This is a genomic window from Acidovorax radicis, from assembly GCF_020510705.1.
GTDB lineage: Bacteria > Pseudomonadota > Gammaproteobacteria > Burkholderiales > Burkholderiaceae_C > Acidovorax > Acidovorax radicis_A.
Window position 1 is genome coordinate 3,327,633 of sequence record NZ_CP075184.1, and the last position, 14,095, is coordinate 3,341,727.

Consider the following 14,095-nt stretch of genomic DNA (forward strand, 5'->3'; position numbering starts at 1 on the left):
CAACGGAACAACCGTCATCCATAGCACGCAGCACTTCCTCCACCCTCCTCCCTTCCCCCGCCCGTCCCTTCACCACCACCCGAAAGCACTCCCTCCATGACACCACAACGCCCCTTGCTCACCTATGCGGCCCTGGCCGTACTGGCCACCGCTGCGGCGGCCGCAGCGCCCGCGTTTTCGCAGCCCCAGGACCGCTCGACCCCGCCCGCTCCACCCCCAGAGGCCTACGCCGCGTGCAAAGACAAAACCGAAGGCGCCAGCGTGACGCTGACCATGCCCGACGGCAAATCACTCACGGGCACTTGCCGCACAATGGGCGGCACCCTGGTTGCCATGCCCGCAGGGGGCCCTGGCGGCCCTGGCGGCCCGGGCGGCGCAGGTGGCCCGCCCCCAGCCCGCTGACCCGTCGCCCCGCCCATGCCCAATCGTCCCTCGCTGCCTCGGTGGCCCCGGCTGCCTCGCCTGACCCTGCACAGCAAAGCCTTCATTGCGCTGGCCGCCTTGCTGGTGGCCATGCTGCTCATCTTTGCGGGCTTCTCGCGTCTGGGCCTGCAGCGGGGGCTGGGGCCCTATGTGGCCGAGATCGAGCTGGCCCGCATGGACTGGCTGGCCGAGCGCCTGCAGGCCCACTACCTCCAGGCGGGCGGATGGAACAGCCTGCGCAACCAGCCCCTGCTGTGGGGCCGACTCAGCCACCCGGCGCCTTTCCTGCGCAGGCCAGACGTGCCGCGCAACACCGCCGAGGCCGCCGCCTCCGACAACGAGGGCCGAGGCCGCAGCACGCCCCCGCCCTCTGCGCTGCCTTCACCCTATGAAGCAGACATGGGGCTGCCGCCCGGAGGCTGGCCGTTGCCCGATGCACCCCCACCCCCAGGGCTGCCAGACATGCGCGCGTTTGACAACGACGGGCCGCTCCGCCCACCGCGCCACGCCGATGGCCTCTACCCGCGCCTGGGCCTCCTGGATGCACAAGAGCGGCTGGTGGTGGGCACCGCCCCCCAGCCCGGGGGCGCGCGCCTGGTATTGCGCGGCCACGATGGCCAGACCATTGGCCACCTGCTGCTCGCGCCGCCGCAGGGCGTGCACAGCGAGGCCGACCGGGCCTTTCTCGCGCAACACCTGGGTTTTATGGTCTGGACCGGGCTGGCGGGCCTGGCACTGGCGCTGCTGCTTTCGGGCTGGCTGGCGCGGCGCTGGCTGGCGCCGGTCGAGGCGCTGGCCAACGGCGCGCGTGGCATTGCACAAGGCCATCTGCACACCCGCGTAGCCGTGCAGGGCCACGACGAGATGGCCGAACTCGCCCGCATCTTCAACACCATGGCCGAGCAATTGGGCAGCGTCGAGGCATCGCGCCGCCAGTGGCTGGGCGATGTGGCCCACGAGCTGCGCACGCCTTTGGCCGCCATGCGCGCCGAAATCGAAGCCGTGCAAGACGGCATCCGCGCGTTTGACGACAAGACCGCCCTGCGCCTGCACCGGCAGGTGATGCGGCTGATCCAGCTGGTGGGCGACCTGCGCGCCAGCCTGGACGCTGCAGGCAACAGCGCACCATCGGCCCGTGTGCCTGTGCACCCGCTCTCGCTGCTGACCGAAGCGCTGGCGTCGATGCGCCCGCGCCTGGAACAGGCAGGCATCAGCGTAGACACGGCGGGGCTGGACACCCTGGCCGCACAGTCGCCAGCCCCCGTGGTGCAAGGTGACGCGCAACAACTGCACCAGGTGTTCATGAACCTGCTCGAAAACAGCCTGCGCTACACCGACGCAGGCGGGCAGTTGCAGATCACCGCGCGCGAGGCCACCGATGCCAGCGGTGCGGCGCAATGGCAGGTGCAGCTGGACGACAGCGCGCCCGGCGTGTCCTCGTCCGAACTGCCGCGCATTTTTGAACGCCTGTACCGGGCCGAGACCTCGCGCAACCGCGACCATGGCGGCTCGGGCCTGGGCCTGGCTATCTGCCGCGCCATCGTGCTGGCCCATGGCGGCACGCTGATGGCCGAAAAATCCCCCCTCGGCGGCCTGCGGATCACGCTCAGCCTGCCCCTTCTCGACAACACAGCACCATGAGCCACCGCATTCTTGTCATCGAAGACGAACCCGACATCGCCACCATCGTGGTGGACTACCTGCGCCACGCAGGCTACACCGTCGAGCACCAGGCCACCGGCACCGCAGGGCTGGCGAGCATGCTCACCACGCCGCCCGACCTCACGCTGCTGGACATCATGCTGCCCGGCATAGATGGGCTGGAGATCCTGCGCCAGGCGCGGCGCCACACGCAGCACCCCATCATCATGCTGACCGCCCGCGTCGAAGAGGTGGACCGCCTCATCGGCCTGGAGCTGGGCGCAGACGACTACATCTGCAAACCCTTCTCACCCCGCGAGGTGGTGGCCCGCGCCAAGGCCGTGCTGCGCCGCACGGCGGCGGCCGACCAGGACCCGGCGGCCAGCACCAAGGTCAACGCGCTGACGCTGCACGAATCGCAGTGGCAGGCCACACTGCATGGAACCCCCTTAGGCCTCACGCGGCGCGAATTCCGCCTGCTGCAAGTGCTGGCCCGCCAGCGGGGCCGCATCTTCTCGCGTGCGCAGCTGCTCGACCAGGCCTACGACGACACGCTGGACGTGAACGAACGCGCCATCGACAGCCACATCAAGAACCTGCGCAAGAAGCTCAAGGCCGCCAGCGGCGATGGCAGCGACTGGATTCGCTCGGTGTACGGCGTGGGCTTTGCGCTCGACCCGGCGGCGGCGGACTGAGCGGCGGCAAGGCGGAGCAAGCGCTCTCTCTGCCCACGCAAACCACTCCTTATTTGATAGCTAATAGCGCTTGATGCGTAAGCGCTTCACGCCATTTTGAACGGTATTTCTTGTTTCCAAGGTGGCCGCGCTGCCCACGATCCATCGTCAAGCGGCTAAAGGCACCATGGGGACTAAGGGCGCCAAAGAGCGCCAGCATCACCGCCCCACCATATCGGCGGGCACCACCCACTGGTCAAATTGCTCGCCGGTGACGTGGCCTGACGCCACGGCGGCTTCGCGCAGGCTGGTGCCTTCCTTGTGCGCCTTCTTGGCGATGAACGCCGCCTTGTCGTAGCCGATGTGCGTGTTGAGCGCGGTCACCAGCATCAGCGAGCGGTCCACCAGCTCGCTGATGCGCTCGCGGTTGGGCACTATGCCTACTGCGCAGTGGTCGTTGAAGCTGACCATGCCGTCGGCCAGCAGCCGCACGCTCTGCAGGAAGTTGTGGGCCACCATGGGGCGAAACACGTTGAGCTCAAAATTGCCCGAGGCACCACCGAAGTTGATGGCGACATCGTTGCCGAACACCTGCGCGGCCAGCATGGTCACCGCCTCGCTTTGCGTGGGGTTGACCTTGCCCGGCATGATGGATGAGCCCGGCTCGTTCTCGGGGATGCTCAGTTCACCAATGCCACTGCGCGGGCCACTGGCCAGCCAGCGCACATCGTTGGCGATTTTCATCATGCTGGCTGCCAGCGTTTTGAGCGCGCCGTGCGCAAACACCAGGCCATCGACCGAGGCCAGGGCCTCGAACTTGTTGGGCGCGGTGACAAAGGGCAGCCCGGTCAAGCGCGCCAGCTCGGCGGCGGCCCGCTCTGCGTAGCCCTTGGGCGCGTTCAAGCCCGTGCCCACGGCGGTGCCGCCCAGAGCCAGCTCGCAAAGGTGCGGCAACGCGGCGCGCACGTGGCGCTCGCCGTGGTCGAGCTGGGCCACGTAGCCCGAGAACTCCTGGCCCAGCGTCAGCGGGGTGGCGTCCTGCAAATGGGTGCGGCCGATCTTGACGATGCCGTCGAAGTCCTGGGCCTTCTGGGCCAGCGTGGCGCGCAGCTTGGCGATGGCCGGCAGCAGGCGGTGCGTGAGCGCTTGCACGGCCGCCACGTGCATGGCGGTGGGGAACACGTCGTTGCTCGACTGGCTGCGGTTCACATCGTCATTGGGATGCACCAGCCGGCCTTCGCCACGCTCGCCGCCCAGCAGTTCACTGGCACGGTTGGCCAGCACTTCGTTCACATTCATGTTGGTCTGCGTGCCCGAGCCGGTTTGCCAGACCACCAGCGGGAATTCTGCGGGGTGTTGACCGGCGATCACTTCATCGGCTGCCGCCACGATGGCGTTTGTTTTCTTCGCGTCCTGCAGGCCCAGCGCGTGATTGACCACCGCCGACGCCCGCTTGACCTGGGCCAGCGCCTTGATGATCTCGCGTGGCTGCTGCTCGCCCGAGATATCAAAGTTCTGCAGCGAACGCTGGGTCTGCGCGCCCCAGAGCTTGTCGGCAGGCACGTCGATAGGGCCAAAGGTGTCACGCTCGGTACGGGTAGTCATGGGCAGGAGTCCTCCAAAAATCAACAGAAAAAAGAGGTGGGGCAATCAATACCGGCGCCCCGCCGCAGCGCGGGCGGCAGTGGTTGGCGACGACAAGGCCCCGTCCGCAGTCGAAAAATGATGCCGCAAGGTGCCCGGCCACATTATTCACGAGCGAACAATTCTCATTTGCAAAACATTGGTTGCTACAACACAGGCGTTCATGGCGCGCGGCAGCGACCACAGGTGAAGCGCGGCGCGAAAACTCGATGTGACTTGCTGCGATAAACCCCTGACATTGGCGTTTCACCTGCAGCAACGAAATTGCATCCTATGTCAAGGGGGAACCTTGACGGCACGCGTCGGCGACGATTCCACGCAGTTTCCACCTTCCATTCCTAAGGTCGTGACGCCACCATGGGGGCTCAACTTCTCCAGGAGCCCCTATGCGCATTCAAGTCACCACGGACCAACTTCGCCAACATCTGATCCAAGCCATCGGCCAAGACCAGCGGTCTGAGGGCCATATGTCACAAGTCGGAGCCGCTATTTGGCCGCAGCATCGTCCGGACATCTTTACGGGAGCCAACTGGGAGCTACTGGATTGGCCAGCCATCACCAAGTTACCGGAAGCGTGCCAAGGGGCGATTTATGACGCTGTCGCCGACGCTAAGGCCAAGTACAGCCTGCACACCACCAATTTCCTCGGGAGCAGCGCGGCAGCTCTCTAGAACAGCCCAGCCGGTTCTGCCTGAAGGTCCCAGTTGTAGATGATCAGCTCGCCGCGCTCGACACGGTTGGCACCACCACCCACGGTGTAGTCCAGCTTGAGGGCCTCCATGTCGAAGGCTTTGAAGCACTCGCGGATACCCGGACGCGCAGAGCAACGGCTGTTGACCGGATAGCGCAGTGCCACGCGCACCGGCCGCCTTGGGGCGCGTCAGGCCGGTGGGATTTGCGGTGTGTGCCCGAGCCATCCATCAACTACCGCAGATCGGGAGCGTTTCCTCCAGTCGCTGCCCGATCCGGTCACCGGTGCCGTTCCACCGGTTTCCTCAACCCTAGAAAGTGATTCATGAACAAGTCTGAATTGATCGAACGCATGGCCGACCAGGCCGGTATCTCCAAGACCGCAGCAGGTGCCGCCCTGGAAGCTGCAACCGAGGCCATCAAGGGAACGCTGAAGAAGGGCGGCTCTGTCACGTTGGTGGGCTTTGGCTCGTTCACGGTGACGAAGCGCTCGGCACGCACTGGCCGCAATCCGCGCACTGGCGACCCCGTCAAGATCAAAGCGAGCAAGGCACCCAAGTTCACGCCTGGCAAGGCGTTCAAGGAAGCGCTGAACTGATCCAGCCGGTTTTCTGGAGCCCCCGACCTGGGGGCTCTGGTGAGCCACCTGGAACACCGTTTATGACCACTGCCAACGCCCCCGCCAACAACCGCCGCGCCACGCTGATCAAGCTGATCCACGTGGCAAAGCGCGAACTCGGCCAGAAGCATGGCCTGGATGAGCCGACATATCGGTCCATCCTGCTGTCCATTGGAAAGTCCGCATCTCTCACGACGATGGGTGTTCCAGGCATGGTGGATGTTTTGGAACACCTCAAGACCAAGGGCTTCCAGGTGCGTCCAAAGACCGGAGACCGTACGCAAACCATCAACCGCGATACCAGCAAGGTGCGGGCTTTGTGGCTGTTCTTGCATGCGCTTGGTGTGGTGAACGATCCCTCGGAGCGTGCCCTCGCTGCATATGTGAAGCGGATCGCCAAGGTCGATGACCTTCGCTGGGTGCGTAGCAGTGTCACTGACACCTTGATCGAGACCCTCAAGAAGTGGGCCATGCGGTTCCTGCCCGCCGCCGTGGCGGCGCTGCGCCAAGAGCTGATGGAGGCCCGCCGAGCTGCGCCCTTGTCAGAACGGCAGATCGAGCTCGCCCAGCGTGCGGAACTGTATTTGATCGAGGGCGAGGGCTTCGACAAGCACTGGTGGGCTTGGGAATGCTTCATGGACGCGCTAGGACGCCCAATCCATCCCAATTTGGCTGTTCTCAAAGCCAAGGAGGCCGCATGCTGAACCCAGAATCCAGAATGGCAGAGCGGCGTAACGAGCTATTCGAGGACCTCGTGGCCTTCGTTGAGAAACGCCTTGAGGAATATGGCTTGGCGGAAACAGCAGCCAATGTCATGGCCAATGCGCTTGCTGATCACATCGCCGACCACTGGGGTGGTCAACTGATCAACATCCCCAAGGACCAGCGCCGTAAGCTGTCCCTGATGGAGGTCGAGATCTATCGCCATTTCAACGGCGACAACTACGGCGAGCTGGCGCTAAAGTACGGCATGGGTGAACGCGGCATGCGCAAGCTCATCAGCCGGGTAAAGGCTCGCCTCGCAAGACAGACTCGCGACGACCAGATGCAGCTGATGGTCTAGCTTCTGGGGGCCGCATGGGTTTCACCCAATGCAATCAAGTTACAGCGGCCCGTTTCACCCTATCCCCAAACATTCCCTTAAATCCCGATTTATCGCGACGTTTTGGGTTTGTTTATCTCAACTCCCTTCACACAGGATGCACCACCCTAATTCCCCACGCCAGCAGAGATGGGAATCTCTCTTTACACTGCGCGCAGCTTGACCGGCCCGTGCAACGCGCGCGCCGCGTGTCCAGACCGACACATCCCGGTTCGGCCGTCCCCCTCCCTCCTGCATTTTTTCAGACCATGACCCAGTTCATGACCTCCAGCTACCAGCTTTTGGTGGTGGCTGCATCGTTTGCCATTGCCATGTTGGCCTCTTATGTGACGCTGGACCTGGCGCGCCGCGTGCGCACGGCCCAAGGGCGCGTGGGGCGGGCCTGGTGGATGGCCGGCTCTGTCGTGATGGGCACGGGCGTCTGGTCGATGCATTTTCTGGGCATGCAGGCGTTCCAGTTGCCCATTGCGATCGGGTTTGCGGGCGGGATGACGCTGTTGTCGTGGCTGGCGGCAGTGGGCGCGTCCGCCATGGCGCTCGGTCTGGCGAGCCGCGAAAGTCTTGGCCGCACGCAGCTGGCCATTGGCGCCCTCGTGATGGGTGCAGGCATCAGCGGCATGCACTACATCGGCATGGCAGCGATGCAGATGTCGCCCGGTATCGTCTGGAGCCCTGCGTTGGTGGCGCTGTCGGTCGTGATTGCGGTGTTGGCCTCGGCCACGGCCCTGACGATTTTCCAACTGCTGCGCCGCGTGAAACCGGGGCAGCGCTTGGTGTATCAACTGACAGCATCGTTTTTGATGGCGGTGGCCATCTGTGGCATGCACTACACCGGCATGGCCGCCGCCGAGTTTGCCGTGGGCTCGGTGTGCCTGAGTGCCGGGGAGCTGGGCGGCCCCGGGCTGACTGCACTGGTGATTTTGGCCACCGGCATGCTGCTGGTGAGCACGCTGTTCACCGCCATCCTCGACGCCCGGCTGCAAAGCACTGCCGAGCGCCTCACGAAGTCGCTCAAGGAAAGCAACCTGCGGCTGCAGGCCGCCAATGACGAGCTGCAGCAGCGCGCGTTCACCGACCCGCTCACGGGCCTACCCAATCGGCTGCTGTTCGAAGACCGGCTCATCCATGCCGTGTTGCGCCTGGACCGCACCAATCACCTGCATGTCGTGGACCGGCTGGCCGTGTTGTTTGTCGACCTGGACGGTTTCAAACCCATCAACGACTCGTTTGGCCACGCGGCGGGCGATGAAATTCTGCGCAGCGCCGCACGCCGCCTGCAGACCGAGGCGCGGGAGTCCGACACCGTGGCGCGGGTGGGCGGCGACGAGTTTCTGATCCTGCTGGAGGATGTGACGAGTGTGGCGGCCTGCGTCGCCGTCGCCAACCGGGTCCTGGCCGCCTTGGCCAAGCCGTTTGACATAGCGGGCAAGAACGTTCAGATCGCCTGCTCCATCGGCATTGTTGTGCACCCGGACCACGGTGACCGCACCAAGCTCGTGGCCAACGCCGATGCCGCCATGTACGCCGCCAAACGCGCAGGCGGCAGCTGTTATGCGCTGTTCGAGCCGCACATGGGTTCTGACGCCTCGGAGCAGCTGGAGCTGCAAAATGACCTGCGCCAGGCGCTGGACCGGGGCGAACTGTCGCTTCATTACCAACCCAAAATCGACGGCACGCGCGGCCAGATCAGCGGTGTCGAGGCGCTGCTGCGCTGGAACCACCTCCAGCATGGCATGGTGAGCCCGATGATTTTCATTGCCCTGGCCGAGCGTTTCGGGCTGATCGTGCGCCTGGGCAACTGGGTCATCAACGAGGCCTGCCGCCAAACCGCCGAATGGGCACGCAGCGGTTTGCGCATGCGTGTGGCAATCAACTTGTCGGTGCACCAGCTGCGCGAAAGCGGGTTGGCCGAGCGCATTGAGCAGGCGCTGACGCTGCACGGCGTCGACGCCTCACAGTTGTTGTGCGAGATCACCGAGTCGGTCGCGATGGAAGACATCAAGGCCACCCAGCACACGCTGGAAGGGCTGGCCCGGATTGGTGTGTTTTTGTCCATCGACGACTTTGGCACCGGCTATTCGAGCCTGAATTACCTGCGCCAATTGCCCGCCCAGCAGCTCAAGATCGACCGCAGTTTTGTCAACGATCTGGAAACCAGCGAAGACGCCCGCGCCGTGGTGGCCGCCGTGATCGGGCTGGCCCATGCGCTGAGCCTGCGCGTGGTGGCCGAAGGGGTGGAAACGGCAGGCCAGCGCGACATTCTGCTGGCGATGCGGTGTGATGAATTGCAGGGCTTTTTCTTCGCGCGGCCCATGCCCGCCGACACGCTGCTGGCGTGGACCCAGGGCGACAAACCTGCAGGCAGCGCTGACTTCACGCCCTCGGTGTTTGGCAGTTTTCCGGACTGATCACAGAGAACCACGGCGGATCGCCCCGGACTCCATCCATCCAGGCTGCGGGCAGCACCATGGGAAGCGCAGGGGAACAGGCGGGCGTGGTCACGCCCGCGTAGAGCCCGGCGTGGCCTCTGTGCCCTGTGGCGGTGCGGGGGAACTGGCAAATGGGCTCCGCATCAACGCGGCGCGCATCCATCATGGACATACCTCTGTCTGCATTGCACCCAGCGCGTCTACCGCACCAACGCCCGTGGCGCCTATTGCCCGAGCGCAACACGCTGCCAGTGGGGGTCTGTCAAAATACGGCCTGCCTGCCTGCTGCGTTCAGCACAACACCCTGCATCCCTTCGCTGGTTGCAGGGTGGTGCGTGCGGCGGGCACGACACCCACGTGTTTGCGTTCCCCATAAAGACTCCCCCACGACAGCCATGACCACCTCCATCCGCCAGGACGACCTCATCGAATCCGTAGCCGCTGCGCTGCAATACATCAGCTACTACCATCCCGCCGACTACATCGCCCATCTGGCGCGTGCTTACGAGCGCGAGCAAAGCCCGGCCGCCAAGGATGCGATTGCGCAGATCCTGACCAACAGCAAGATGAGCGCCACCGGCCATCGCCCCATCTGCCAGGACACCGGCATCGTCAACGTGTTTTTGAAAGTGGGCATGGGCGTGCGCTGGGAAGGCTTCACCGGCAGCCTGGACGACGCCATCAACGAAGGCGTGCGCCGTGGCTACAACCACCCCGACAACACCTTGCGCGCCAGCGTGGTGGCCGACCCACAGTTCGACCGCAAGAACACCAAGGACAACACGCCCGCCGTGATCTTCACCGAGATCGTGCCCGGCAACACGGTGGACATCACCGTGGCAGCCAAGGGCGGCGGCTCGGAAAACAAGTCCAAGATGTACATGCTCAACCCCGGCGACAACGTGGTGGACTGGGTGCTCAAGACCGTGCCCACCATGGGCGCTGGCTGGTGCCCGCCCGGCATGCTGGGCATCGGCATTGGCGGCACGGCCGAGAAGGCGGTGCTCATGGCCAAGGAAAGCCTGATGGACGATCTGGACATGTATGAGCTGCAGGCCAAGGCCGAAGCCGCCAAGAGCGGCGGCCCGGCCCTCGATAAAGTCGAAGCGCTGCGTCTGGAGCTGTTTGAAAAGGTCAACGCCCTGGGCATCGGCGCACAGGGCCTGGGCGGCCTGACCACGGTGCTCGACGTCAAGATCAAGATGTACCCCACGCACGCGGCCAGCAAGCCGATTGCGATGATCCCCAACTGCGCCGCCACGCGCCACGCGCACTTCGTGATGGACGGCTCGGGCCCCGTGTACCTCACGCCCCCCAGCCTGGACCTGTGGCCCAACGTGAACTGGGCACCCGATTACAACAAGAGCAAGAAGGTCAACCTGGACACGCTGACCAAGGAAGAAGTGGCCAGCTGGAAGCCCGGCGACACGCTGCTGCTCAACGGCAAGATGCTGACCGGCCGCGATGCCGCACACAAGCGCATCCAGGACATGCTGGCCAAGGGCGAGAAGCTGCCCGTGGACTTCACCAACCGCATCATTTACTACGTGGGCCCTGTGGACCCGGTGAAGGGCGAAGCCGTGGGGCCCGCAGGCCCGACCACCGCCACGCGCATGGACGGATTCACCGAGATGATGCTGGCCCAGACCGGCCTGATCGCCATGGTGGGCAAGGCCGAGCGCGGCCCGGTCGCCATCGAGGCCATCAAGAAGCACCAGAGCGCTTACCTCATGGCCGTGGGCGGCGCCGCCTACCTCGTCAGCAAAGCGATCAAGACCGCCAAGGTCGTGGGCTTTGCCGACCTGGGCATGGAAGCCATCTACGAGTTCGACGTGGTGGACATGCCCGTGACCGTGGCAGTGGACGCCGGTGGCACCAGCGCCCACATCACGGGCCCTGCCGAATGGCAAAAGCGCATCGCCACCGGTGAATTCAAGGGCATTGGCGTGGCGGCGGCCGCCTGATACCTCAAAAAACGGAACCAGGCCGAGGTCCTTGGTCGCAACACAGACGGCACGCGAATGTAATCATTGACACGTCGCGTTCCGTCACACAGCGCCAAGTGCCCTCGGTCGCCACGGACCCTGCCGGTGAACACTTTGTCCTCCACGCTCACACCACCACACAACCACACGCCTGGCGCAGGGCCCGTGACCTCGGCGCAGCAGCATCGACCCATCGGTGTGTTTGACAGCGGCGTGGGGGGCTTGAGCGTATTGCGCGCACTCCTGGCCGCACTGCCCCATGAACGCTTTGTGTATCTCGCCGACAGTGCCAACGCGCCCTATGGCGAGCGCGGTGACGCCTATGTGAGCGCGCGAACCCATGCCATCACGCAGTACCTGTGTGAACAGCACCATATCAAAGCGCTGGTGGTGGCCTGCAACACTGCCACTGCAGCGGCCATTCATGAGGTGCGCAAGAGCCATCCCGAACTGCCGCTGGTGGGCTTGGAGCCGGCCATCAAAACGGCCCTCACAGCCACCAAAACAGGGCACGTGGGGGTTATCGGCACCCGGGGCACGCTGACCAGCGCCAAGTTCGGCAAGCTGATGGCCTCTCTGGCCGATCAAGCCCATTTTGTCCTGCAACCCTGCGACGGCCTGGCCCATGCCGTCGAGCGCAGTGTCGCGCTGCCCATGGCACGCGATGGCGCTGCGCCGGATGCGATCACCGCCACCGAGACCGGCGCCTTGTGCCAGCGCTACATCCGCGCCATGGGGGATTTCGGCACCGCCCCCGGGCAGATGGATACGCTGGTGCTCGGATGCACCCATTACGTCTTTGTGGAGCATGAACTGCGGGCGCTGGTCGGGCCCAACGTGCAATTCATCGAAACCGGGGCGCCGGTCGCGCGCCAAACACGGCGATTGCTGGAGGCTGGAAACTTGCTCAATGCGGGTCCGCCGGAAGAAAACGGATCAGCGGCGCAGGGGATAGAAACATTGCCGGACCCAACGCGCATGCCCGAACCCACGCCACCAGCTCACCCCAACGTTCGCCTGTTGACCACTGGCCCGGTTGAACTGCTGCAGGCCGGGGCGCGCCGCTGGCTCGACCTGCCCGCACACTGCTGCGCGATGGTTTCTGTGCCCTGAATACAGGCCAAAATGGCCGCCAGCGCTTTAGCAGAAAGCGCTGGCAGCTATCAAATTTGCAGCAATAGTTTTTAACCCGTCGTCACTCAGTATCAGAACCCCAGAGCAGCTCCCCTGCATGTTCTACATGCGTGAGATACAGGCGCAAATCAAACTCGTACTGGTGGTACTGCGGCTCCATATGGGTACACAGCTGGTAGAACGCCTTGTCGTGGTTCTTCTCTCGCAGATGGGCCAGCTCATGCACAACGATCATGCGCAAAAACTCGTCGGGCACCTGCTTGAACATCGCGGCGACACGAATCTCATGTTTGGCCGCCAACCGGTTGCCCTGCACACGCGACACGGCGGTATGCAGCCCCAGAGCGTGCCGCACCACATGAATCTTGCTGTCAAACAGCACCTTGTTGACCGTGCCCACATTGCGCAAAAACCGCGCCTTGATATCTTGCGCGTATTCATACAAAGCCTTGTCGCTGCGCACCGCATGGGCTGCGGGGTATCGGCGCTGCAGCACCGTGCCCAGGCGCCCTTGCGCGAGCAAATCGCGCGCCTGGTCCTGCAGGGACTCAGGGTATGAACGCAGATAAGGAAGGTCGGACTTCATTAGCGAGAGAAGGTGAACCTACAGGCCCCAGGGGTCACCACAGCGCATCCCTCTCTGGCCGGGCAGTGGCTGCGAGGACTGCGAATACGACGGCTGCCACGCGCTCCACATCGCCTTCCCAGCCACACGCGTGGCTGGGCTAGGCCGGGCGTCACCCCCTATTGACCTATGGAGATTCAGTGCAGGTGGCGTGGTCGACGACCACCACCATTGCTGTGGCCACCACCAGAGCCAGAGCCACCAGGCCCACGGGGAGGTTTGCCAATTTCCAACGAATTCACCAGCGCGTCAAATCGCTGGCTGAATAACTTGTCGATTTCGGTAACCACACCACCGAGTTCAGCACCATCGAAATGGCGCTCCATCATGTTCACCACATCCTGCACCAGCAGATCGCGCTGCACCTGCATGATGGCCGCTGGCGTGGGACCCACAAACAACATGACGAAATCATCACGGGATTCAGCGCCCTGGTCTTCTTCGTCTTCATCGAAATCGGTGTCGTAGAACGTCACTTCGATGGCAGCACCCAACTCGGCCAGTTCGTTGAGGCTCATGCACATCTCATCGAGCGACTGGCGAAAGTCTTCATCGCCCCGCACGGTCCAGCACATCTGCAGCACGTGCTCTTGTGCATCGAACTTGATACCCGGCTCTTCTTCGTAGGCGCTGGCCGCGCCGTCCGCCAATGAGCGGGCACCAGCGTATTTCCACAGGGGTTTGAGTGCATCCTGGATCTGGTCGAAGCTCGCATCGGCGCGCAACTGAACCTGTCCGTGAACGTGGATTTCGAAGGGAGCGTTGTAACTTGACATGATTGAATCGTAATGGTGCCCCGAGCCGGGGTCGAACCGGCACGCCCCTTTTCAGGAAAGCGGCGGATTTTAAGTCCGCAGTGTCTACCAATTTCACCATCGGGGCGCCGGCTGACCAACGCACACCTGCGTCGCAGCGTAACCCGGGCAGCACGCGCGCGCAATGCCCTGTCGTATCTGGTTGCAGAGTGCCGACACAACCGAACAACACTCTACACCGCCAAGAAAAAAGGGAAGCCGAAGCTTCCCTTGCAAAAATGGAGCGGGAAAAGAGTCTCGAACTCTCGACCTCAACCTTGGCAAGGTTGCGCTCTACCAACTGAGCTATTCCCGCATTTCAATGACCCTGCCGA

At 63.9% G+C, this 14,095-nt stretch carries 13 protein-coding genes and 2 tRNA genes; 10 read left to right on the forward strand and 5 right to left on the reverse strand.

Annotated elements, in window-relative coordinates:
• Nucleotides 1-96 precede the first annotated feature (96 nt).
• Genes KI609_RS15200 through KI609_RS15210 form a run of 3 tightly spaced genes read left to right on the forward strand, consistent with a single transcriptional unit; the run spans nt 97 to nt 2,759 of the window.
• On the forward strand, nt 97-402 hold the full coding sequence (locus KI609_RS15200; protein WP_226444432.1) for a hypothetical protein: 306 nt from the start codon (nt 97-99) through the stop codon (nt 400-402).
• Nucleotides 403-417: 15 nt separating this feature from the next.
• Entirely contained in the window at nt 418-2,064 is a 1,647-nt protein-coding gene (locus tag KI609_RS15205) for an ATP-binding protein (RefSeq protein ID WP_226444433.1), read from the forward strand.
• The gene (locus KI609_RS15210) at nt 2,061-2,759 is read left to right on the forward strand and encodes a response regulator (protein WP_226444434.1); all 699 of its coding nucleotides are present in this window, start codon (nt 2,061-2,063) and stop codon (nt 2,757-2,759) included. The genes KI609_RS15205 and KI609_RS15210 overlap by 4 nt, the downstream gene beginning before the upstream one ends.
• Nucleotides 2,760-2,957: 198 nt before the next feature.
• Here KI609_RS15210 and fumC read toward each other — a convergent pair whose 3' ends face one another.
• Nucleotides 2,958-4,343, reverse strand: a complete 1,386-nt coding sequence (gene fumC / locus KI609_RS15215; protein ID WP_226444435.1) for a class II fumarate hydratase — start codon at nt 4,341-4,343, stop codon at nt 2,958-2,960.
• A 425-nt stretch (nt 4,344-4,768) separates the two neighbouring features.
• On the opposite strand from fumC, the gene KI609_RS15220 reads away from it, so the two are divergent.
• The 7 genes from KI609_RS15220 (at nt 4,769) to KI609_RS15250 (ending at nt 12,320) form a co-directional block, all read left to right on the forward strand.
• Nucleotides 4,769-5,053 carry a hypothetical protein gene (locus KI609_RS15220; RefSeq protein ID WP_226444436.1) on the forward strand — a complete coding sequence of 95 codons (285 nt, stop codon included), beginning with the start codon at nt 4,769-4,771 and terminating at the stop codon, nt 5,051-5,053.
• 344 nt (nt 5,054-5,397) lie between these two features.
• Nucleotides 5,398-5,670 (forward strand): HU family DNA-binding protein, encoded by a 273-nt coding sequence (locus KI609_RS15225; RefSeq protein ID WP_226444437.1) that lies wholly within the window; start codon nt 5,398-5,400, stop codon nt 5,668-5,670.
• Nucleotides 5,671-5,732: 62 nt separating this feature from the next.
• A complete protein-coding gene (locus KI609_RS15230) occupies nt 5,733-6,395 on the forward strand; it encodes a gp16 family protein (protein ID WP_226444438.1) in 663 nt (220 codons plus the stop codon).
• A complete protein-coding gene (locus tag KI609_RS15235; protein WP_226444439.1) occupies nt 6,389-6,754 on the forward strand; it encodes a Mor transcription activator family protein in 366 nt (121 codons plus the stop codon). Before KI609_RS15230 ends, KI609_RS15235 begins: the two co-directional genes overlap by 7 nt.
• 287 nt (nt 6,755-7,041) lie before the next feature.
• On the forward strand, nt 7,042-9,201 hold the full coding sequence (locus tag KI609_RS15240; RefSeq protein WP_226444440.1) for a putative bifunctional diguanylate cyclase/phosphodiesterase: 2,160 nt from the start codon (nt 7,042-7,044) through the stop codon (nt 9,199-9,201).
• 416 nt (nt 9,202-9,617) lie between these two features.
• Nucleotides 9,618-11,186, forward strand: coding sequence for a fumarate hydratase (locus KI609_RS15245; protein WP_226444441.1), 1,569 nt, complete (start codon nt 9,618-9,620; stop codon nt 11,184-11,186).
• A gap of 186 nt (nt 11,187-11,372) precedes the next feature.
• Nucleotides 11,373-12,320 (forward strand): glutamate racemase, encoded by a 948-nt coding sequence (locus KI609_RS15250; protein WP_226450450.1) that lies wholly within the window; start codon nt 11,373-11,375, stop codon nt 12,318-12,320.
• Between the two features lie 82 nt (nt 12,321-12,402).
• On the opposite strand, the gene KI609_RS15255 is transcribed toward KI609_RS15250, so the two are convergent.
• The 4 genes from KI609_RS15255 to KI609_RS15270 all read right to left on the reverse strand — a co-directional run bounded on the left by KI609_RS15255 (nt 12,403) and on the right by KI609_RS15270 (nt 14,076).
• Nucleotides 12,403-12,927, reverse strand: a complete 525-nt coding sequence (locus tag KI609_RS15255) for a M48 family metallopeptidase (protein WP_226444442.1) — start codon at nt 12,925-12,927, stop codon at nt 12,403-12,405.
• Between the two features lie 176 nt (nt 12,928-13,103).
• Nucleotides 13,104-13,742 (reverse strand): DUF6806 family protein, encoded by a 639-nt coding sequence (locus KI609_RS15260; RefSeq protein ID WP_226444443.1) that lies wholly within the window; start codon nt 13,740-13,742, stop codon nt 13,104-13,106.
• A gap of 13 nt (nt 13,743-13,755) precedes the next feature.
• Nucleotides 13,756-13,848, reverse strand: a tRNA-Leu gene (locus KI609_RS15265).
• Between the two features lie 152 nt (nt 13,849-14,000).
• Nucleotides 14,001-14,076 (reverse strand) — tRNA-Gly (locus KI609_RS15270).
• Nucleotides 14,077-14,095: the final 19 nt, after the last annotated feature.